Annotated in this window: 20 protein-coding genes and 1 pseudogene; 4 read left to right on the top strand and 17 right to left on the bottom strand. The window is 74.9% G+C overall.

Annotated features, from left to right (window positions below):
- Positions 1-7 precede the first annotated feature (7 nt).
- From smc to BIV57_RS15015, 13 genes are all read right to left on the bottom strand, one after another.
- Complete coding sequence (smc, locus tag BIV57_RS15075; RefSeq protein WP_071657320.1) at positions 8-3,619, bottom strand: chromosome segregation protein SMC; 3,612 nt, start codon at positions 3,617-3,619, stop codon at positions 8-10.
- 280 nt (positions 3,620-3,899) lie between these two features.
- A complete protein-coding gene (locus tag BIV57_RS15070) occupies positions 3,900-4,100 on the bottom strand; it encodes a hypothetical protein (RefSeq protein WP_071657319.1) in 201 nt (66 codons plus the stop codon).
- Positions 4,101-4,455: 355 nt separating this feature from the next.
- A complete protein-coding gene (locus BIV57_RS15065; RefSeq protein ID WP_071657344.1) occupies positions 4,456-4,728 on the bottom strand; it encodes an acylphosphatase in 273 nt (90 codons plus the stop codon).
- A gap of 103 nt (positions 4,729-4,831) precedes the next feature.
- A complete protein-coding gene (locus tag BIV57_RS15060; protein ID WP_071657318.1) occupies positions 4,832-6,271 on the bottom strand; it encodes a hypothetical protein in 1,440 nt (479 codons plus the stop codon).
- A 114-nt stretch (positions 6,272-6,385) separates the two neighbouring features.
- On the bottom strand, positions 6,386-7,255 hold the full coding sequence (gene mutM, locus BIV57_RS15055; protein WP_071657317.1) for a bifunctional DNA-formamidopyrimidine glycosylase/DNA-(apurinic or apyrimidinic site) lyase: 870 nt from the start codon (positions 7,253-7,255) through the stop codon (positions 6,386-6,388).
- A 37-nt stretch (positions 7,256-7,292) separates the two neighbouring features.
- On the bottom strand, positions 7,293-8,093 hold the full coding sequence (gene rnc / locus BIV57_RS15050; protein ID WP_071657316.1) for a ribonuclease III: 801 nt from the start codon (positions 8,091-8,093) through the stop codon (positions 7,293-7,295).
- A gap of 19 nt (positions 8,094-8,112) precedes the next feature.
- Complete coding sequence (gene rpmF / locus BIV57_RS15045) at positions 8,113-8,286, bottom strand: 50S ribosomal protein L32 (protein ID WP_071657315.1); 174 nt, start codon at positions 8,284-8,286, stop codon at positions 8,113-8,115.
- Between the two features lie 2 nt (positions 8,287-8,288).
- Entirely contained in the window at positions 8,289-8,858 is a 570-nt protein-coding gene (locus BIV57_RS15040) for a YceD family protein (RefSeq protein WP_079170349.1), read from the bottom strand.
- Positions 8,859-9,120: 262 nt separating this feature from the next.
- Entirely contained in the window at positions 9,121-9,777 is a 657-nt protein-coding gene (locus BIV57_RS15035) for a hypothetical protein (RefSeq protein WP_071657314.1), read from the bottom strand.
- Positions 9,778-9,800: 23 nt separating this feature from the next.
- Complete coding sequence (coaD, locus tag BIV57_RS15030; RefSeq protein ID WP_071657313.1) at positions 9,801-10,283, bottom strand: pantetheine-phosphate adenylyltransferase; 483 nt, start codon at positions 10,281-10,283, stop codon at positions 9,801-9,803.
- A 27-nt stretch (positions 10,284-10,310) separates the two neighbouring features.
- Positions 10,311-10,883 (bottom strand): 16S rRNA (guanine(966)-N(2))-methyltransferase RsmD, encoded by a 573-nt coding sequence (gene rsmD / locus BIV57_RS15025; RefSeq protein ID WP_071657312.1) that lies wholly within the window; start codon positions 10,881-10,883, stop codon positions 10,311-10,313.
- 58 nt (positions 10,884-10,941) lie between these two features.
- Positions 10,942-13,149, bottom strand: coding sequence for an ATP-dependent DNA helicase RecG (recG, locus tag BIV57_RS15020; protein WP_071657311.1), 2,208 nt, complete (start codon positions 13,147-13,149; stop codon positions 10,942-10,944).
- Positions 13,150-13,192: 43 nt separating this feature from the next.
- On the bottom strand, positions 13,193-14,881 hold the full coding sequence (locus BIV57_RS15015) for a DAK2 domain-containing protein (protein WP_107409572.1): 1,689 nt from the start codon (positions 14,879-14,881) through the stop codon (positions 13,193-13,195).
- Between the two features lie 269 nt (positions 14,882-15,150).
- Here BIV57_RS15015 and rpmB point away from each other — a divergent pair, with 269 nt between their 5' ends.
- Positions 15,151-15,336: a 50S ribosomal protein L28 gene (gene rpmB / locus BIV57_RS15005; protein ID WP_071657309.1), complete on the top strand. Its 186-nt coding sequence runs from the start codon at positions 15,151-15,153 to the stop codon at positions 15,334-15,336.
- Positions 15,337-15,492: 156 nt separating this feature from the next.
- On the opposite strand, the gene BIV57_RS15000 is transcribed toward rpmB, so the two are convergent.
- On the bottom strand, positions 15,493-16,455 hold the full coding sequence (locus tag BIV57_RS15000) for a thiamine-phosphate kinase (protein WP_071657308.1): 963 nt from the start codon (positions 16,453-16,455) through the stop codon (positions 15,493-15,495).
- Between the two features lie 122 nt (positions 16,456-16,577).
- On the opposite strand from BIV57_RS15000, the gene BIV57_RS14995 reads away from it, so the two are divergent.
- Positions 16,578-16,811, top strand: coding sequence for an Lrp/AsnC family transcriptional regulator (locus tag BIV57_RS14995; protein WP_071657307.1), 234 nt, complete (start codon positions 16,578-16,580; stop codon positions 16,809-16,811).
- A gap of 19 nt (positions 16,812-16,830) precedes the next feature.
- Positions 16,831-17,358: a DUF3515 family protein gene (locus BIV57_RS14990; protein WP_071657306.1), complete on the top strand. Its 528-nt coding sequence runs from the start codon at positions 16,831-16,833 to the stop codon at positions 17,356-17,358.
- 125 nt (positions 17,359-17,483) lie between these two features.
- Here the strand turns inward: BIV57_RS14990 and BIV57_RS14985 are convergent, their stop codons facing one another.
- The 3 genes from BIV57_RS14985 to BIV57_RS14975 are packed head-to-tail and all read right to left on the bottom strand — an operon-like array spanning position 17,484 to position 20,512.
- The gene (locus BIV57_RS14985; RefSeq protein WP_071657305.1) at positions 17,484-18,623 is read right to left on the bottom strand and encodes a D-alanine--D-alanine ligase family protein; all 1,140 of its coding nucleotides are present in this window, start codon (positions 18,621-18,623) and stop codon (positions 17,484-17,486) included.
- A 25-nt stretch (positions 18,624-18,648) separates the two neighbouring features.
- Positions 18,649-19,650: an NAD(P)H-dependent glycerol-3-phosphate dehydrogenase gene (locus tag BIV57_RS14980; protein WP_071657304.1), complete on the bottom strand. Its 1,002-nt coding sequence runs from the start codon at positions 19,648-19,650 to the stop codon at positions 18,649-18,651.
- 49 nt (positions 19,651-19,699) lie between these two features.
- On the bottom strand, positions 19,700-20,512 hold the full coding sequence (locus tag BIV57_RS14975; protein ID WP_071657303.1) for a lysophospholipid acyltransferase family protein: 813 nt from the start codon (positions 20,510-20,512) through the stop codon (positions 19,700-19,702).
- Positions 20,513-20,652: 140 nt separating this feature from the next.
- Here BIV57_RS14975 and BIV57_RS14970 point away from each other — a divergent pair.
- Positions 20,653-21,081, top strand: a pseudogene (locus BIV57_RS14970) (2-phospho-L-lactate guanylyltransferase); the annotation flags it as partial.

Here is a 21,081-nt window from a genome sequence, read left to right as displayed (position 1 = left end):
CGCCGCGTCAGCCTACCCGCGCCGTCTCCCGGTCGCCGTCCCGCAGGCGCTGGGAGATGACCTCGGAGATGCCGTCGCCCTTCATCGTCACGCCGTAGAGGGCGTCCGCCGACTCCATGGTGAGCTTCTGGTGGGTGATGACGATCAACTGCGAGGAATCCCTCAGCTCCTCCATGATCGAGATGAGCCGCCGCAGGTTCGTCTCGTCGAGCGCCGCCTCCACCTCGTCCATCACATAGAAGGGGCTGGGCCGCGCCTTGAAGATGGACACCAGCAGCGCCACCGCGGTCAGCGATCGCTCGCCGCCGGAGAGCAGCGAGAGCCGCTTCACCTTCTTGCCGGGCGGCCGCGCCTCCACCTCCACGCCGGTGGTGAGCATGTCGGACGGGTCGGTGAGCACCAGCCGCCCCTCGCCGCCCGGGAAGAGCCGCGAGAAGACGCCCTCGAACTCGCGCGCCGTGTCCTCGTACGCGGAGGTGAAGACCTGCTCGACCCGCTCGTCCACCTCCGCGATGACGGTCAGCAGGTCGCGCCGGGTCTTCTTCAGGTCCTCCAGCTGCTCGGTGAGGAACTTGTGCCGCTCCTCCAGCGCCGCGAACTCCTCCAGCGCCAGCGGGTTCACCTTGCCCAGCTGGGCGTACGCCTTCTCCGCCGCGCGCAGCCGCTTCTCCTGCTCGGCCCGGACGAACGGCCGCGGCCGGTTCTCCGGCGCCTCCGGATCCTCCGAACGCTCTTCCCCCTCGGCCGGCGGGGACGGCGGCACCGGCTGCTCCGGCCCGTACTCCTCCACCAGCCCGGACGGCTCGATGCCGAACTCCTCCAGCGTCCGCCCCTCCAGCGCCTCGATCTTCAGCCGCTTCTCGGCGCCCAGCACCTCCCCGCGGTGCACGGTGTCCGTCAGCTTCTCCAGCTCGCCGGCGAGCGAGCGCCCCGCCTCGCGGGCCTCCCGCAGCAGGCCGTCGAGCTCGGCGCGGCCGCGCTGCGCCGCGTCCCGCTCGGCCTCCGCCCGGCCCAGCGAGGCCTCCACGAAGAGCAGCAGGTTGGCCGCGCCCGCGCGCACCGCGCCGGCCACCGCCGACTCCCGCTCCAGCCGCCGCCGCAGCGCCTCGGCGCGGGCCCGCGCTTCCCGCTCGGCGCGCGCCGCGCGGTCCAGTCCGTCGGCGCGGCCCGAGAGCCCGCGGACGCGCTCCTCGTGGGTGCGGACGGAGAGCCGCGCCTCCATCTCGGTCTGCCGGGCGTTGGCGCCGTCCGCGGCGAGCCGGTCGCGGTAGGAGGAGTCGGGCTCCTCCTCCCCCGGCTCCTCCTCGGCCGCCTCCAGACGGGCCGTCAGCACCTCCAGCGCCTCGGCGGCCTCGGCGCGGGCCTGCTGGGCGCGGTCGACGGAGGACGCCAGCCGCTCCGCCTCGCCCTCGGCGGCGCGCGCCTGGCCGCCGAGCCGGCCCAGCTCGCCGGCCGCGCGGGACCGTTCCTTCTCGGCGCGGCGGCGGGCCGCCGCCACCTCGTCCGCGTGCCCGGCCGCCTCCGACCGGGCCTGCTTGGCCGCGGCCAGACGCTCCGTCAGCCGCTCGCAGCGCTCCTCGACGGCCTCCAGCCGCGCCGCCGCCTCGTCGACCGCGGCCTGCACCTCCAGCAGGCTCTCCCCGCCGCCGGCGCCGCCGTGCGCGAAGGCCGCGCCCAGCACATCGCCGTCCCGGGTCACCGCGGCCAGCTCCGGACGCTCCCCGACCAGCGCCGCCGCCTCGTCGAGCGTGCCGACCACGGCGACCCGGCCGAGCAGCCGGCGCACCGCCCCGGCGAGCGCCCCGGGCGCCCTGACCACCTCGGCGGCGCTGCGCGCGCCCGCCGGCACCGCGCCGACCTGCTCCTCGCCCGCCCCGGCGCCGCCGACCAGCAGCGCGGCACGCCCTATGTCGCCCTCCCGCAGATGGCGCAGGGCGGCCGCCGCGGCCGCCACATCGGCGACCGCCACCGCGTCCGCCGCGGCACCCAGCGCGGCGGCCACCGCCGCCTCGAAGCCGGGCTCCACCGACAGCAGCTCGGCGGCCGGCCCCAGCACCCCGGCGAGGCCGCCGTCGGCCGCCGCCCCGGCCAGCGCGGCGGCGCCGTCCTTGCGGCGCAGCCCCTGGGCCAGCGCCTCGTGACGGGCCGTCAGCCCGGCCCGCTCCCGCTCCGCGGCGGCCGACTCCTCGCGGACGGCGGAGAGCTCCTCCTCCGCGGCGGCCAGCGCCTCGCGGGCCTCCTCCTCGGCGGCCTCCAGCACGCCGCCGTCGCCCGCCTCGCCGTCCTCGGTGGCGCCGACGCGCTCCTTCAGCTCCTCGTACTCGGCGCGGGCCGCCTCCGCGCGGGCCGCCGCCTCGTCCCGGGAGACGCCCAGCCGGCCGATCTCGGCCTCGGCGGACGCCACCTTGCCGCGGGCCGCCTGCACCTGGCCCTGGAGCCGGGCGAGGCCCTCCCGGCGGTCGGCGACCGCGCGGGCCGCGGCGCGCAGCCGGCGCTCCTCCTCCTCCAGCTCCCGCTCCAGCGTCGCCCGCGCCTCCGCGGCCTCGGCCAGCTGGTACTTCGCGCCCTCCAGCGCCTCCTGCAGCTCCGCCTCCTGCTCGCGGACGCGCGCCGCCTCCCGCTCCAACTCCTCCGGGTCGCGGCCGCGTCGGGAGGCCGACTCCTCGCGCTGGCCGGCGGCGCTGCGCTCGCGCTGCTCGGCGAGCCCGACGGTGCCGCGCACCCGCTCGGCGAGCGAGGAGAGCTGGAACCAGGTGTCCTGCGCCTGCGCCAGCCGCGGGGCGAGCGCGGCGACCCGCCGCTCCAGCTCGGCCTCGGTGCGCTGCGCCGCGGCCAGGTCCGATTCGACGGCGGCCCGGCGCTCCTTGTGGGCCCGCTCGTCCGCGGCCTCCTCGGCGAGCGCCTTGCGCAGCTGCACCAGGTCGTCGGCGAGCAGCCGGAGCCGGGCGTCGCGCAGGTCGGCCTGGATGACGGCGGCCCGGCGCGCCACCCGCGCCTGCCGGCCCAGCGGCTTCAGCTGCCGCCGCACCTCGGCCGTCAGGTCGGCCACCCGGTTGAGGTTGGTCTGCATCGAGTCCAGCTTCCGCAGCGCCTTCTCCTTGCGCTTGCGGTGCTTGAGGACGCCGGCCGCCTCCTCGATGAAGGCGCGCCGCCCGGAGGGGTCGGCGTGCAGCACCGAGTCGAGCTGGCCCTGGCCGACGATGACGTGCATCTCGCGGCCGATGCCGGAGTCGGAGAGCAGCTCCTGGATGTCCAGCAGCCGGCACTGGTCGCCGTTGAGCGCGTACTCGCTGCCGCCGTTGCGGAACATCGTCCGGGTGATCGTCACCTCGGCGTAGTCGATGGGCAGCGCGCCGTCGGAGTTGTCGATCGTCAGGCTCACCTCGGCGCGGCCCAGCGGCGCCCGCCCGGTGGTGCCGGCGAAGATGACGTCCTCCATCTTGCCGCCGCGCAGCGACTTGGCGCCCTGCTCCCCCATCACCCAGGAGAGGGCGTCCACCACATTGGACTTGCCCGAGCCGTTGGGGCCCACCACGCAGGTGATGCCCGGTTCGAACCGCAGCGTCGTGGCCGACGCGAACGACTTGAACCCACGGAGCGTCAGGCTCTTGAGGTGCACGCGGAGTTCTCCTCGCCTCTCCCTCGCGGACAATCGCCGACAACGGCAGCGTCAACGGACTCTACCGGTTTCGCGGTCGCGGGCCGGGGGCACACCACCAGCAGAGGGACGGGAGATCGCGGGGACGAAGCGGGGAGCGGGGACCATGGCAGAGGCAGCGGACGACGCACGGCGCCAACGACGAAGGGACGCCGGCTGGGGCGTCCCTTGGATATCCTTCGGCGGATTCCGGCCTGGCCCGGCGGCAGTGCCGCGGGAGGCCGGCTGACCGGCTGCTGGCTCAGGCCAGTGCCGGCTCCACCTGGTGTACGTCGATGTCGATCAGCGACTCGTTGTGCACTGCTTCGGTGAGTGCGTCATTCTCCGCCTGCATGCGGACCAGCTCGGACTCGAGATCCTGGACGCGCTGCTGCAGACGACGCATCTCTCCGATCAGTCGCGGGTCGGGGCCGCCGACGTAACCGAGAAGCGCCTTTGCCATGATGGATGGTCCTCCACGCTGAGTGACCGACCCCAAGCGGTGGTGGGTCGAGAGGTGTTTTCGCGTTGGCCGCGCGCTCACTCTCTGACCGGCCTGCGGCGGGGTCCGCATGTCGGCCGACACGGTACGAGTGCGCGGGTTTTCAGCGTCTCACCAAACAGCGAGAGGGTCAACACGATCACGGCGTGCCGCGGCGGGCCCTCGATGCATGCGCCTCACTGCGCGCATCGGGCCTGCGCCGTCACTTCCGTCGGTCAGCCATGAGATCGTCTTGTGCCTTGCGCGGGAGTCAAGCACGCCGCGGGCCGGGGCGCAAGCGCCTTCGAAGGGTTCCTCCGCGGGTCAGCGGCCCCTTTTACTTGATCGCGAAGCCCTCGGCCGGTGCCGTCGCCCGATCGGACGGACGCCAGATCTCGGTGACGCCGTCGACGCGCCCGGGCGTGTCGCCGTTGCGGAGCCAGTCCAGCAGGAGCGCGCAGCGCGCGCGGTCGCCGTAGGCGTCCACCTGGACGCGGCCGTCGGCGAGATTGGACGCGGATCCGGTGAGGCCGCCGATCTCCAGCGCCCGGACCCGGGTCCACCAGCGGAAGCCGACGCCCTGGACGCGCCCCCGCACCCAGGCCGTCATCCGCACCCGGCCGTCCTCCCCGCCCGCGCCGTCCGCGCCGAGCGCGGTCGCGCCGGTGCGCGGCGCCCGCATCCCGTGGTCCTGGTCGTCCATGGACCCCAACCTAGTTGTCCGTCGGCGGGACCGCGCAGACCAGGCGGTCGGCCGGGAGGTCGTGGGCGAGCATCCGGGCGCGGCCGCCGCCCGGCGTCCAGGAGGCGACGCCGACCCGGCCGGGGGACTCCGGCTCCGGCGCGTCGACCAGGAACAGGACGGTGTCGCCGGAGGCGGCGACCACCGTGCTGCCAATCCGGGCGAGGCCGGCGCTGCCGGGCACCAGGGTGGCGGCGCCCCCGGTGAGCGGGGCCTCGGCGAGGGCGTAGCGGGAGTTGTCGCCCTCGCGGCGGACGGCGAAGACGAACCGGCCGGTGCCGGGGAGCACGGCGAGGCGGCCGTCGTCGAGCCCCTCCAGGTAGCGCCAGCCGCGCGGCATCCGGACGGCGGCGCGGTGCGTGCCGCCCGGGGTGAAGCGGAGCGTGACCAGGGGCGGGTCGCAGCCCTCCGCGGTGCAGGGGCCGTCCAGGGCGATGGCGGCGGCGGTCCGGTCGACGGTGTCGAAGGCGACGATGCGGCCGGTGGTCGTGGTGGTGAAGAGCATGGCAGCGTCGCCGCCGCCCGGGTTGGCCGGCCACAGCACGTCGACGGTGAGCCGCTCGGAGGTCCACAGGCCGGCGTCGAGGGCGCTGGTCAGGACGACGGCCGGGCCGCTGCCGGCCGGTCCGCTGCCGGCCGCCCCGGGGAGGACGGCGGCGGGGTGCAGGCCGGGGAAGTGGGCGCCGTCCAGCGGGCGTCCTTCGGTGCCGGGCGGCGCCTTGGGGGTGCCGTCGATGCCGTGCGCCACCCGGATCGTCCAGTTGCTGCCGATCGGGTTGGCGGTGCCGGCGGCGGTGTAGGCGTTGTCCGCCTCCCAGACGGTGCCGCCGGCGGTGACCCCGAGCAGCGAGCCCGCGGCGGGGCTGTCGCCCCAACCTCCGTCCGCGGTCCAGGACTTCAGCGGCGCGGGGACGGTGCCGAGGTCCAGGGGCTGCACGGCGAGGCGGCCGCCGAGGGCGGGCTGCCAGGCGGTCTCCAGCAGGACCTCGGTGCCGTTGGCGAGCGGCACCGCGCACGGGTCGGTGCCGCGGGCGGTCTGGGCGGGGACGCTCTGCTGGGTGACGGGTCCGCGCAGGGTTCCGTCGGGGCGGACGAGGATGAGCCGGGAGGGCATCTCGCCGGCGCCGGTGTCGTCCCGCAGCAGTGCGCCGGCGGCGGGGCGGGGGACGGCGGCCGAGGCGGGTAACGGGCGCCCGGGGTCGGGGGCGGCGGTGGGTGCGGTACGTCCGCCGGGGTGCAGGGCGTGGATGCCGTACGCCGCGAGGAGCGCGGCGGCGGCGGTGAGCACGACGATGCGGGTGCGCAGCCGCGGGAGCCTGCGCCTGCGGCGGGGGCGCTCGTTGTCCAGGACGTCGTGGGCGGAGGGCTCGGACGGGCCGTCGTCGGGGTCCCACTCGATCTCTATCGGCACGACGCGAGTGTGACTCACGCTCTGGTGTTCGGGAACCCTCCCGGACGCCACCGACCGCGCCGACATCGCGACGGCCCCGGGTGGGGTCCCGGGGCGGCGGTCAGGTCACCGCGGTCAGCGGGGGGCGCGCTGGCAGCGGGGGCAGTAGTAGCTGGAGCGGTTCATGAACGCGGCCCGCCGGATCGGCGTCGCGCAGCGCCCGCAGGGCAGGCCCTCCCGCCCGTACGCCGCCAGCGAGCGGTCGAAGTACCCGCTCTCGCCGTTGACGTTGACGTACAGCGAGTCGAAGCTCGTCCCCCCGGCCGTCAGCGCCGCACCCATCACCGTCCGCACCTCCGCGAGGAGCCGCGCGGTGAGCGGCGCCGTCATCGTCCCCGTGGGACGGCGGTAGTGCAGCCGGGCCCGCCACAGCGCCTCGTCCGCGTAGATGTTGCCGACGCCGCTGATCAGCGACTGGTCGAGCAGCGCCCGCTTCACCTCGCTGCGCCGCCGCCGCAGCGCCGTGTGGAAGGCGGCGTCGTCGAAGGCGCCGTCCATCGGGTCGAGCGCGATGTGCCCGACCGAGGCCGGCACCCCGTCCGCCGCCGTCGACTCCAGCGCGAGCCCGCCGAAGGTGCGCTGGTCGACGAAGCGCAGCTCGGTGCCGGCCGCGTCAGCGAAGGAGACCCGGATGCGCAGATGCGTCTCGTCGGGGGCGTCCTTGGGCTGGACCAGCATCTGCCCGCTCATCCCGAGGTGCGCCAGCAGCGCCTCGCCGCCGTCGCCGGTGTCGGCGGCGTCGTCGAGCGGGATCCACAGGTACTTGCCGCGCCGCCGCGCCGTGCCCAGCGTGCGACCGGTCAGCCGGGCCGCGAAGTCCGCCGCGCCGGCGGGGTGCCGCCGGACCGCGCGCGGGTGCAGCACCATGACGGAGTCGACGGTGCGGCCGGAGACCCAGCGCTCCAGGCCCCGGCGCACCACCTCGACCTCGGGCAGCTCGGGCATCCCGTGATCCTCCCCCGTCTCGCCCGCCGCCGTCCGCTCAGACGGTCGGCGCGACGCCGTCCTGGGACGGCTTGTCCAGCCCGGCCTTGATCCGGATGGCGTGCCAGGCGCTCTCGGCGGCCTGCTGCTCCGCCTCCTTCTTCGAGCGCCCGGTGCCGGTGCCGTAGTCGTCGCCGCCGACGCGGGCGACCGCGGCGAAATGCTTCTCGTGGTCCGGGCCGCTCTCGGAGATGAGGTACTCGGGCACGCCGATGCCCGTCTCCGCGGTGAGCTCCTGGAGGCTGGTCTTCCAGTCGAGACCGGCGCCGAGGCTGGCGGACTGCTCGATCAGCGGGTCGAACAGCCGGTGCACCAGCTCGGTGGCGGCGTCCAGGCCCTGGTCGAGGTAGACGGCGCCGATGACGGCCTCCACCGTGTCGGCCAGGATGGACGACTTGTCGCGCCCGCCGGTGCCCTCCTCGCCGCGGCCGAGCCGGATGAACCGGCCCAGCTCGAGGCCCCGCCCGACACCCGCGAGGGCACGCGCGTTGACGACCGCCGCGCGCAGCTTGGCCAGCTGCCCCTCGGGGAGATCCGGGTGGGCCCGGTAGAGGGTGTCGGTGACGATCAGGCCCAGCACCGAGTCGCCCAGGAACTCCAGGCGCTCGTTGGTGGGCAGACCGCCGTTCTCGTACGCGAACGAGCGGTGCGTCAGGGCGCGCACCAGAAGGGCGGCTTCGAGCGTGTACCCGAGCCGCCCTTCGAGGATGTCGAGCGACTCCTCGTGCTGCGGGCCGCGGCCCTCGCTCGGACGGTTGGCGTCCCCGCGCGACCGATTGGACCTCTTCGCAGCCGTCATCGCTCCTCGCACCTGCCCGTCAGACGTTGAGGACCTGACGGCGGTTGTAGGTGCCGCAGTTCGGGCACGCGATGTGCCCGAGCTTCGGCTCGTTGCAGGTCTGGCAAGGGACCAGCGCCGGGGCGGTCGCCTTCCACTGGCTGCGACGGTGGCGCGTGTTGCTGCGCGACATCTTCCGCTTCGGAACTGCCATCGCTACTTCTCCTGGTTCTCGGCACCGTCGGCGCCATCGGTGTTGTCATCCCCGGCGCCCGAGTGCTCGGGTGCGACGGTGAGTCCTTGCAGGGCCGCCCACCTGGGGTCGACGGCGTCGGTGTGCCGGTGCTCCGGATCGTCCGCCAGGCACGCCCCGCAGTCGGGGCACAGGCCCGGGCAGTCCTCCCGGCACACCGGTTGGAGCGGCAGTTCGAGAACCACCGCGTCCCGCACCACCGGTTCGAGGTCGATCAGGTCGCCCTCGATCCGGAGCTCTTCCGGCTCTTCGTCCTCGCCGTCCCCCTTGCCCCGGTCGGCGCCGCGCTCGTCGGCGACGTCCGGGTAGAGGAACAGCTCCTGGAACTCCACGTCGAGCGGCTGCTCGGCGGGCTCCAGACAGCGTACGCACTCACCGGCCGCCCGGGCGCGCACGGTGCCCGTCACCAGCACACCGTCGACCACGGACTCCAGACGCAGCTCCATCTCGAGCGGATCGCCCTCGGGCACGCCGATCACCCCGGCGATGCCGAGGCCCGCGGGCGCGTCGACGGAGCGGCTCTGCGTCTGCATCGCTCCGGGACGCCTGCCCAGCTCACGCGTGTCAAGCGTGAGCGGATCGCGGTGGTCGAGGCGCTTCAGGGGTCTTCCTGCTCTCTGGCGGTACTGCTGGTGAGGTGCGGTCGAATGCGGCGAACGGGCGCGACGGCCCAGGCCGAGGGACAAGGATACTGGACAGGCCCGCCAGTCCCAACTCGGACCCGATTCGGGCCGACGGCGGGCGCATTCCGGACGGTTCGCCCCCGCTCCCGGCGGCGCTCGCGCCGGCGCCGGGTCAGTCGGGGTCGTTGAGGGTGCGGAGGCGGTCGGCGTCGATGACGGAGGTGTCGAAGAAGCCGGAGACGTCGACCTCGGGGACGTCCGCGGCCTCGCCGGCCCCGCCGTCCTCGCCCTTGCCGGCGTCCTTCCCGGCCCGCTCCGCGGGGCGCGGGCCGGGCAGTTCGGCGGCGCCCTCCGGCGCCTCCCCGCCCAGCTCGGCGATCGGGCGGCGGCCCATCAGCTTCTCGCGGCCGCGGCCGACGGCCTCCAGCGTCTTGCCGAGCACCACCTCGAAGGTGGCGAGCTTGAGGTCGACGTAGTCGTCGGCCTTGCGGCGGGTCTCCTCGGCGTCCCGGCGGGCCTTGGCGAGGACGGCGTCCGACTCGCGCCGGGCCTCGCGGGCGACCTCGGTCTCGGAGACGAGGACGGCCCGCTCCTTCTTGGCGCGGGCGGCGATCCGCTCGGCCTCCTTGCGGCCCTCGGCGACCAGCGCGTCGCGCTCCTCGACCACGGCGCGGGCGGTGGCCAGCTGCTCCGGGAGGGCGGCCTTGGCCTCCTCCAGCATCCGGATCAGCTCGGTGCGGTTCACGACGCAGGAGGAGGACATGGGGAGGGACCGGGCCCCGTTGATGAGTCCGATGGCTTCGTCGATCCGGCGTTCTGCGCTGTCCACGGAGTGGACTCTACAGGGGGTGCTCAGCCGCGTTCGGCGAGCCGCTCGCGCAGCGCCGCGAGCACCGGTTCCGGGACGAGTCCGGAGATGTCGCCGCCGTAGGAGGCGACCTCCTTGGCCAGCGAGGAGGAGAGGAAGCTGTAGACCGGGTTGGTCGGGATGAAGAGCGTCTCGACGCCGGTGAGCCCGTGGTTCATCTGGGCCATCTTCAGCTCGTAGTCGAAGTCGCTCACCGCGCGCAGGCCCTTGGCGATGGCCGGGATGTCGCGCTCCCGGCAGTAGTCGACGAGCAGCCCGTGGTGCGCCTCGACCTTGACGTTGCCCAGGTCGGCGGTGACCTCCTCGATCAGCGCCACCCGCTCGGCGACCGAGAAGAGCCCGGCCTTCCCGGGGTTGATCAGCACCGCGACGTAGACCTCGTCGAACAACTTCGAGGTGCGGGCGATGATGTCGACATGGCCGTTGGTGATCGGGTCGAACGACCCCGGGCAGACGACGCGGCGCATCACTGTGACTCTCCTTGACCCTTACGTTTACGTGCCGGTAGCGGCGCGACCGTACCAGAGCGTCCCCTCGCCGTACCGACGGGACCTGAGGGGCTCGAATCCGGGCGGCCAGGCGAACGTCCCGCCCCGGGTGGCGCGTTCGACCGCGACCAGCGCCTCGGGCGCCAGCCAGCCGCCGTCCCGCAACCGGGTGAGCAGTCCGGCCAGGTGATCGTCCGTCACCGCGTAGGGCGGGTCGAGGAAGACCACGTCGTACGGCTGCGCCGGGGCGGGCCCGGCGGCGACCGCCTCGGCCTTGCCGGGGCGCAGCTCGGCGCCGGGCAGGCCGAGCGCCGCGATGTTGGCGCGGATCGTGCGGGCGGCGCGGGCGTCCGCCTCGGCGAGCAGCGCATGGGCGGCGCCCCGGGAGAGCGCCTCCAGGGCGACGGCGCCGGAGCCGGCGTAGAGGTCGAGGACGCGGGCGTCGTCGAGGCCGCCGCGCATCGACTCCCAGGTGGAGAAGAGCGCCTCGCGGGCGCGGTCGGAGGTGGGCCGGGTGCCGGTGCCGGGCGGGACGGCCAGCCGGCGGCCGCCCGCGGCGCCGGCGATGACGCGGGTCACGCGGTGTCTCCCCTGGTCGTGGATCGGACGGGGCTCAAGCGTAGGCGCACCGAGGGTCTCAGCCCTTGTCGAGGTAGTCGGCGCGCTCGGGGTCGACCAGGGCGGCGATGGCGGCGCGCAGGTCGGGCTGGTCGGCCAGCTCCGGGTCGGCGGCGACCAGGCGGACGGCCTCGGCGCGCGCCTCGGCGATGACGTCCTCGTCCTCGATGACCGCCAGCACCCGCAGGCTGGAGCGGGAGCCGGACTGCGCCTGGCCCAGCACATCGCCCTCGCGGCGCTGCTCCAGGTCGATCCGGGAGAGCTCGAAGCCGTCGGTGGTGGCGGCCACCGCCTCCAGCCGGGCGCGCGCCGCGGTGGCCGCCGGCATCTCGCTGACCAGCAGGCACAGCCCGGGCGCGGAGCCGCGGCCGACCCGGCCGCGCAGCTGGTGCAGCTGGGAGACGCCGAACCGGTCGGCGTCCATCACCGCCATCACCGTGGCGTTGGGGACGTTGACGCCGACCTCGATGACGGTGGTGGCGACCAGCACGTCCACCTCGCCGGCGGCGAAGGAGCGCATCACCGCGTCCTTCTCCTCGGGCGGCATCCGGCCGTGCAGCGCCGCGATGCGCAGCCCGGCGAGGGCGCCGGCGGTCAGCTGCTCGACCATGTCCAGCACCGCCAGCGGGGGGCGGCGGTCGCCCTCGGCGCTCTTCTTCGCCTTCTTCTCGTCCTCCTCGTCGCCGATCCGCGGGCACACCACGTACGCCTGGTGGCCCTTGCCGACCTCCTCGCGGACCCGCTCCCAGGCGCGGGCGAGGAAGTGCGGCTTCTCGACGGCGGGCACGACGTGCGAGGCGATCGGCGAGCGCCCGGAGGGGAGCTGGGCGAGCACCGAGGTCTCCAGGTCGCCGAAGACCGTCATCGCCACCGTGCGGGGAATGGGGGTGGCCGTCATGACCAGCAGGTGCGGCACCCGGTCTCCGGGGGCCTTGGCGCGCAGCGCGTCCCGCTGCTCGACGCCGAAGCGGTGCTGCTCGTCGACGACGACCAGGCCCAGGTCGTGGAAGGAGACGGTGTCCTCGATGAGGGCGTGGGTGCCGATGACGATGCCGGCCTCGCCGGTGGTGGCGTCCAGCAGCGCCTGGCGGCGCGCCTTGGCGCCCATCGACCCGGTGAGCAGCGTCACCTTGGTGCCGTCGGCGGACCCGCCGAGCAGCCCGCGCTCGGCCAACTCCCCCATCATCTCGGTGATGGAGCGGTGGTGCTGCTGGGCGAGCACCTCGGTGGGGGCGAGCAGCGCGGCCTGCCCGCCGCTGTCCACCACGGCGAGCATGGCGCGCAGCGCGACCAGCGTCTTGCCGGCGCCGACCTCGCCCTGCAGCAGGCGGTGCATGGGGTGGGAGCGGGCCATGTCGGCGAAGATCTCCTCGCCGACCGCGACCTGGCCCTCCGTCAGGGTGAAGGGCAGCTTCGCCTCGAAGGCGGCGAGCAGCCCGTCGGGGCGGGGCAGCCGGGGGACGGCGGGCAGCGCGGAGTCGGCGGCGCGGCGCTGGGCGAGGGCGGTCTGCAGCACGAACGCCTCGTCCCACTTGAGGCGGTCGCGGGCGCGCTGGACGTCGTCCATGGTGCGGGGACGGTGGATCAGCTCCAGCGCCTCGGCGAGCGCGGGCAGCCCGCGGTCGTCGGTGAGCTGCGCGGGGACGGGGTCCGTCAGGCCCTGCCAGCCGGTGGCGCGCAGCTGGTCGAGGACCACGGTGACGGCCTTGGAGATCTTCCAGGTGGGGAGCTTCTCGGTGGCCGGGTAGAGCGGGACGGGGCGGCCGGCGAACTCGTCGACGGCGTCGTCGTCACCGGCGTCCAGCAGCTCGTACTCGGGATGGGCCAGCTGCAGGCGGCGGTTGAAGACCTCGACCTTGCCGGCGAACATCCCGCGGCGGCCGGGCAGCAGGCGCTCCTTGTGCGGGTGCTCGCGGAAGAAGACGATGTCGACCTGTCCCTGACCGTCCGTCACCACGGCCTTGAGCATGTTGCCGCGGCGGGCCTTCATCGGGTGCGTGGAGACCTGGGCGACCTCGGCGACGACCGTGACGTGCTCGCCGAGTTCGAGGTCGCGCATCTTCGTCAACTCGCCGCGCTCGCTGTAGCGGCGCGGGTAGTGGTGCAGCAGATCGCCGACGGTGTGCAGGTCGAGGCGCTCGGCGAAGGTCTTCGCGGAGGCGGCGCCGATGTAGGTCTTGAGGGGCTGGGTGAGGGTCGGCGGCGGCGTGGAGGTCACGGGGTCCATTGCACACCATCCCGGTGACAGCGGGCCGCATCCGGCCCGGGCGTCACTCCAGCCCGATGGTGAGGAGGGTGGCGGGGTGGCCGCCGGGGAGGATGACGGTCTCGGTGTCGGGGCGCAGCTCCTCCGCGTGCCGGCGCAGCGCCGCGGCGAGCCCGAGCGGGGCGTCCGCGCCGGGCAGCAGCGTCAGCAGCTCGCCGCCGTCGGAGAGCAGCCGGTCCAGCAGCAGGCAGCCGGCGGTCTCCGCGTCGGGGGCCGTGACCACCGGTTCCGCGGCGGTGTCCGGCCCCAGCACGCCGCGCACCGTGCCGTCCCCGGCGGGCAGCAGCGCCGCGCAGCCGGTGGCCGCGGCGGCCTCGGACATCGCGGCGGCGTCCTCGTCCAGCGCCCGCGCCGGCTCGTGGACGGCGAGCGCGGCGAGCGACTGCACCGGCGACTCGGACGGCACCACCCGGGCGTGCACCCCCGCCTCCTCCAGCTCGGCCGCGGCGGCGAGGAAGGCCTCCCAGCGGCCGGGGCCGCCCGGCAGCAGCACCGCCTCGGCGGCGCCGGAGTCCAGCACGGTGCGGGTGGCCCGGCGGGCGTCCGCCTCGCCGGTGAGGACGGTGGCGCCGGCGCCGGAGAGCACGTCGGCGAGGCCGGGGCCGTCGGCGAGGGCCAGCACGGTGCGGCCCTCGCGGGGGCGGTGGCCGTCGGCGTGCGCGGGGACGGTGCCGGCCTCGCCGGCCGCGGCGGCGGTGGCTCCGAAGTGCTCGATACGGATGCGGTGCGGGCGGCCGGTCTCCACGCCCGCCTCGACGGCGGCGCCCGGCTCGTCGGTGTGCAGATGCACCGTCCACAGCCCGTCGCCGCCCACCACGACCAGCGAGTCGCCGAGCGCGGCGAGCCGGACGCGCAGCGCGGCGACGGCCGCGTCGGCGGCGTCCAGCAGGTAGACGACCTCGTAGCCGGGCGACGGGGCGTCGGGCGCGGGGCGCGGGGTCTCGCAGCCCGCGGCCGGGACGGCGGTAGTGGAGGCGAGCGCGGCGCGGGCCTCGAAGGCCCGCGCGTCGAAGGCGCGGCCGACGACGGTCTCGGCGAGGGCGCCGAGCAGCACCGTCAGCCCGCGGCCGCCGGCGTCCACCACGCCCGCCCTGCCCAGCACGTCCAGCTGCTCGGGGGTGCGCAGCAGCGCCCGCTCGGCGCCCTCGATGGCGGCGAGGACGGTGGTGATGGTGCGGCCCCGGCCCGAGGCGGAGCCGGCCGGGGCGCCGCGCAGCGCCTCCTCGGCGGCGTCGGCGGCGGCCGAGACGACGGAGAGCACGGTGCCCTCGACGGGCGCGGCGACCGCCTCGTAGCCGCGGTCGGCGGCCCGGCGCAGGGCGCGGCCGAGGCGGGCCGCGTCGAAGCCGGCGTCGTCGTCCGCGGGGGCGAGCACCTCGGCGGCGCCGCGCAGCAGCTGGGCGATGATGGCGCCGGAGTTGCCGCGGGCGCCGAGCTGGGCGCCGCGGGCCAGGGCGCGGACGGCGTCGCCGGGGCCGGCGCCGGGGCGCTCGTCGAGGCAGGCGTCGAGCTCGGCGACGGCGGCGCCGAAGGTGAGGTGGAGGTTGGTGCCGGTGTCGGCGTCCGGGACGGGGTAGACGTTGAGGCCGTTGATCTCCGCGCGGTGGCGTTCCAGGGCGCGGAGCCCGGCGGCCGCCCACTGGCGCACCATGTCGGCGGTGAGGGAGGGCAGTTCGTCGCCGGATTGCGGCATGGGGCTCCGTTCGGGCGCGGACGCGGGCGGGGGGACGCGGGCGGGGACGCGGTTCCACAGCGTAGTCGTGGCAGGCGGGGGCGGGGCGGGGTGCCGGGATGCGGAAACCCGGGGGATTTTCCTCCCCGGGACGGAGCGGGGTATGCTGCACCAGTTGCCCGTGGACAGCCGTGCGCTGGACCGGGTCATACCCTCCCGGTGAAGGTCCCCTTCGGGGCCAGCGCGTGGGGACCCATCCGTTAGTGCATCTGAAGTCTTTGGAGTGACCCGTGGCTGCCAACTGCGACGTCTGCGGCAAGGGGCCGGAGTTCGGTAACAGCATCTCCCACTCGCACCGTCGCACGCCCCGGCGCTGGAACCCCAACATCCAGACGGTTCGTGCGAAGGTCGGGGGGACGCCGAAGCGGCTGAACGTCTGTACCTCTTGCATCAAGGCCGGCAAGGTGGAGCGCTAACAGCGTCTCCGCTCGGTTTTGCGTGAACCGGGTCTGCCCTTCGGGGCGGGCCCGGTTCTTGCGTTGCCGGCTTCGCGCGGTGCGGGGTTCGCCGCCCCTCCGCCCCGGCCTCCCACCCGGACCGCTGCGCGGTCCGCGGGGGTAGGGGCGGGGGGGTCAGCTGGTGAAGTGGTCCCAGCCGGGGGTGGTGTCCCAGGGGTGGCCGTCGACGGTGACGCGGACGTCGGAGGGGGCCGGGGCCTTGTGGACGTCGCCGACGACCCGCCAGCGGGCCGGGAGGACGGTGTCCGCCGGGAAGACCGCGCAGATCGCGTGGTCCTCGCCGCCCGTCAGCACCCACTGCACCGGGTCGACGCCGACCGCCTGGCCGATGTCCGCCATCTGCGCCGGGATGTCGAACTGACCCGAGTGCAGGTCGATCTGCACCCCGCTCGCCGCCGCCACATGCCCCAGGTCGGCCACGAGTCCGTCGCTGATGTCGATCATCGCGGTGGCGCCCAGCGCGGCCGCGGCGGGCCCCGCGTGGTACGGCGGCTCCGGCCGCCGGTGCGCCTCGACGAACGCCCGCGGCGAGCGGAACCCGCGGGAGAGCACCGTCAGCCCGGCCGCGGACCAGCCCAGCCAGCCGGTGACGGCGACCACGTCGCCCGGCCGGGCGCCCGCGCGGGTGACCGGTGCCCGCCCGCCGAGGTCGCCCAGCGCGGTGATGGTCACCGAGACCTGCTCGGCGCGGACCACGTCGCCGCCGACCACCGCGGCGCCGGCCACATGGCACTCGTCCCGGATGCCGTCCATCAGCTCGACGGCCCAGGTGACGGGGAGCTCCGCCGGGGCGGCGAGGGCGAGCAGCAGGGCCGTCGGGGAGGCGCCCATCGCGGCGATGTCCGCCAGGTTCTGGGCGGCGGCCTTGCGGCCCACGTCGTAGGCCGTGGACCAGTCGCGGCGGAAGTGCCGCCCCTCGACGAGCATGTCGGTGGTGGCGACCACGCGTCCGTCCGGGGCGGCGACCACCGCGGCGTCGTCCCCCGGGCCCAGCTGGACGGCCGCTGTCCTGGGCAGACGGGCGGTCAGCTCCTGGATGAGACCGAATTCACCGAGTTCGCCCAGGGTCGCCTGCATCGCTTCTTCCTCCGGTTTTGGGTGCCGGGGCGCACGTCTCGCTGAACTCCCCGGCCGCACGATAGCGTGTCAGCTGACTTGCGGTGTTTTCCAGGAGTGACAGCCGAGACGGAGGACGACCCGTGGTGCAGGCGTACATCCTGATCCAGACCGAGGTCAGCAAAGCATCATCGGTCGCCAACGCGATCAAGGACATCCCCGGTGTGCTGCTGGCAGAGGACGTGACCGGCCCCTACGACGTGATCGTGCGGGCCGAGGCGGAGACGGTGGACCAGCTGGGACAGTTCGTGGTCGCCAAGGTTCAGCAGGTGGAGGGGATCACGCGGACCCTGACCTGCCCGATCGTCCATATCTAGGGTTCCGTACCATCGCGGGATGGGCGCCAACCGATTCCGCTTCGCAGGTGTTGCCGCACTGGTTCTGGTGGCCGGGTGCGGCGCTTCGGGCTCGGACTCCGGCGCGGTGCGGCTGGCCGCGCCGCGGCCGGGTTCGGAGCGGGCCGCGGCGGCGTGCCGGGCGCTGGCCGCGCGGCTGCCGGAGAAGGTGGACGGGCTGGCGCGGCGGGACGTCACCCCGAAGTCGGCGTACACGGCGGCCTGGGGGAAGTCGGGGGACGGGGGCCATGCCGAGGTGGAGATGCGGTGCGGGGTGGGGACGCCGGCGGTGCTGACGCCCGGCTCCGCCACGTACAACCCGACGGCGGACTCGGCGGCGGTGAACGGGGTGGAGTGGCTCTTCGAGAAGGCCGGGGGCTCGGGGGCGGAGCGCTACACCACGATCGACCGCGCGGCCGAGGTGCAGGTGCGCGTGGCGAAGCGGGGCTCGGCGGGGAGCTCGGCGATGGTGGATCCGCTGCTCGACTTCGCGTCGGCGGTCAAGTCGGCGGTGCGCAGCACGTCTTGACGGTGCCGGTGGATCGCGGTCGCTGTCCGCCGCCCGAATTCGAAAGCTCGCCTCTGCACCCCGGCACCCCACCCGGCCGGGCTTCCGCCTGGCCGCGGGGGCGCCCGGCCAGGGGCCGAGCGGGCTCAGCGCAGGCCGGTGGGGCGGCGGAGGGCCGCCTGGATGAGGCGGTCGATCAACTCCGGGTAGGGCACGCCGGTGTGCTGCCACATCAGGGGGTACATCGAGATCGGCGTGAAGCCCGGCATAGTGTTGATCTCGTTGATGACCCAGCCGTCGTCGGTGAGGAAGAAGTCCGCGCGGACCAGCCCCTCGCAGTCCACCGCCTCGAACGCCTTCACCGCCAGCCGCTGCACCTCGGCGGTGTCCTCCGGCGCCAGCGGGGCGGGGACGATGCCCTGCGCCGAGTCGATGTACTTCGCCTCGAAGTCGTAGAACTCCGCGTCCTCCCCCGCCGAGGGGATCTCCGCGGGGACGCTCGCCCGGGGGCCGTCCTCGAACTCCAGGACGCCGCACTCGATCTCGCGGCCGCGCACCGCCGCCTCGACGATCACCTTGGGGTCGTGGCTGCGGGCCAGCGCGAACGCGTCGTCGAGCCCCTCCGGGCCGAGGACCTTGGTGATGCCGACGCTGGAGCCGGCCCGGGCCGGCTTGACGAAGACCGGCCAGCCGAGCTCCGCGATGCGCGCCTTGGCACCCTCCGGGTCCCGCTCCCACTCGCGCGGCTTGACGACCACGTACGGGCCCACCGGCAGCCCCGCGGACTCGAAGACCCGCTTCATGTACTCCTTGTCCATGCCGACCGCGCTGGCCAGCACGCCGGAGCCGACATAGGGCACGCCCGCGAGCTCCAGCAGGCCCTGGAGGGTGCCGTCCTCGCCGTACGGGCCGTGCAGCAGCGGCAGCACCACGTCGACCTCGCCCAGCGCCTTGGGGACCGAGCCCGGCTCGCTGAGCACCACCTCGCGGCTGCCGGGGCCGTTGGGCAGCACCACGGCACCGGCGGTGTCCTCGGCGACGTCCTCGACGGCCGGGACGCTCCGGCCGTCGATCGCCATCCGCTCGGGAGCGTCGGCGACCAGCGCCCACCGGCCCTCGGTCGTGATGCCGATGGGCAGCACCTCGTACTTGGTGCGGTCGATGGCCGCCAGCACGCTTCCCGCGGTCACGACGGAGACGCCGTGCTCGGAACTGCGGCCGCCGAGGACGACCGCGACCCTGATGCGCCTGTTCTGGGGTGCCGGTGTGGCAGTTGGGTTCGTCATATCGGGCTTGAGACTACCTTCCGGGTCACCGCCGCTCGGGCTTGGCGCTGCGGGACATCAGCTCCTTCAGCCCGACGTGGGGGGATTTTCCGCCGTGCACCACGTCCACCACCGTCTCGGTGATCGGCATGTCGACGCCGTGACGGCGCGCCAGCTCCAGCACGGAGCGGCACGACTTGACGCCCTCGGCGGTCTGCCGGGTCGCCTTGATGGTCTCCTCCAGGCTCATCCCGCGGCCCAGGTTGGTGCCGAAGGTGTGGTTGCGGGAGAGCGGGGAGGAGCAGGTGGCCACCAGGTCGCCCATCCCGGCGAGGCCGGAGAAGGTGAGCGGGTCGGCGCCCATCGCCGCGCCGAGCCGGGAGGTCTCGGCGAGGCCGCGGGTGAGCAGGGTGGCCTTGGAGTTGTCGCCCAGGCCCATGCCGTCCGCGATGCCGACGCCGAGGCCGATGACGTTCTTCACCGCGCCGCCCAACTCGCAGCCCACCACGTCGGTGCTGGTGTAGGGGCGGAAGTAGCCGGTGTGGCAGAGCGACTGGAGGCGGCGGGCGGCCTCCTCCTCGGCGCAGGCGATGACCGCGGCGGCGGGCTGCCGCTGGGCGATCTCCGGGGCGAGGTTGGGGCCGGTGAGGACGGCGACGCGCTCCGGGCCGGTGCCGGCCACCTCGGAGATGACCTCGCTCATCCGCTTGCAGGTGCCGAGTTCGACGCCCTTCATGAGGCTGACCAGCACGGTGTCGGGCCCGAAGAGGGGCGCCCACTCCGTGAGGTTGGCGCGGAAGGTCTGGGAGGGGACGACGAAGGCCGCGAACTCGGCGCCGTCGGCGGCCTCGGCGGGATCGGTGGTGGCCAGGATCCCGTCGGGGAGGCGAACGTCCGGCAGGTAGTCCGGGTTGACGCGGCGTGAGTTGATGGCCTCCGCGAGTTCCGGGCGGCGGCCCCACAGCGTCACCTCGCAGCCGGCGTCGGCCAGCACCATGGCGAAAGTGGTGCCCCATGAGCCGGTTCCGAAGACGGCGCAGCGTGTCAAGGAGGTCCTCCTGTCGGGTCGGGAGAGGGCAGCGGAGCGGCGCGCGGGTCTAGGCGGCGTCGCCGTCGGTGGACGCGGCGCCGCCGGGGGCGGTCCCGCCGGCGCGGCGGGCGGCCTCCCGGCGCTCGCGGTTCTCGGCCGCCAGCGCCTTGCGGAAGTCGAACCGCTCGGCGGGCGCCTTCTCCCCGCGCAGCTCCTCCAGCAGCGCGGTGATGGCGTCCATGATCTTGTCGGTGGCCCGCCGCAGCACGTCCGAGGTGATCGGCTCCCCCTCGAACTCGGAGAGGTCGACGGGCTTGCCGGCCAGCACCTTGACCGTAGCGCGGGGCAGGATCCGGAACTTGGGCTCCCCGGCCTTCTTCGCGTACGGCGGCACGATGCGCTGCGCGCCCCACTGGGCGACCGGGATGACCGGGGCGCCGGTCTCCAGCGCGACCCGGGCGGCGCCGGACTTGCCGGTCATGGGCCACAGGTCCGGGTCCCGGGTGAGCGTGCCCTCGGGGTATATGGCGACGCATTCGCCGGCCCGGACGGCCTCGACGGCCTCGCTGAAGGCGTGGGCGGCGTCGGTGCTGTTCCGGTAGACCGGGATCTGCCCCATGTGGCGCATGAACCAGCCCGCCACCGGTATCCGGAAGAGCGATTCCTTGGCCAGGAATCGGGCCGGACGCCCCGTGTTGTACTGGAAGTGCGCATAGGTGAACGGATCGAGAGCGGAATGATGATTGACGACGGTGATGAAGCCGCCGTCCTTCGGCATGTTCTCCATTCCGCGCCACTCGCGCTTGGCCAGGGCGGCCAGCGGCGGCCGGGCGATGGCGCCTCCCAGCCGGTAGGCGAGTCCGATCCTGCCGCGGGTCACCTGGATTCCTCCTGCAGATCTGTGCTGGTTGCGGGGGTCCGCAACCGACTCAGTGTCGCTCTCCGGTCCCCCTGCTGTCGAGAAATGGGTGCCGTGGAGCGTCGTGCGCGCCCCGGACGACGGACGTCGGGGGCGTCGCGGTGACGGACGGCACGGCCGGGTGGGCGCTGGTGGTGCCCGTGAAGCGGCTCGCGGCGGCCAAGTCGCGGCTGGCCCCGGCCGCGGGGGCGCAGCGGAGGCGGGAGGCGCTGGCCCTGGCGTTCGCCTGCGACACGGTGGCGGAGGCGCTGCGCTGCGGCGCGGTGCGGGGTGTGGCGGTGGTCACGGACGACGCGCGGGTCGCGCGGGAGCTGGGCGGCGTCGCGGAGATCGTCGCGGACGAGCCGGGGACGGGCCTCAACGCGGCGCTGGAGCATGGCGCGGGGGCGGCGCGGGCGCTGTGGGGGCCGGCGGTGCGGGTGGCGGCGCTCTCGGCGGACCTGCCCGCGCTGCGGGCGGCGGAGCTGGGGCGCGTGCTGGAGGACGCGGGCCGGTTCGGGCGGGCGTTCCTGCGGGACGCGGCGGGGGTG

The organism is Mangrovactinospora gilvigrisea (genome assembly GCF_001879105.1).
GTDB lineage: Bacteria > Actinomycetota > Actinomycetes > Streptomycetales > Streptomycetaceae > Mangrovactinospora > Mangrovactinospora gilvigrisea.
Note: the sequence above shows the minus strand (reverse complement) of the source record. Positions and strands in the feature narration are given on the sequence as shown.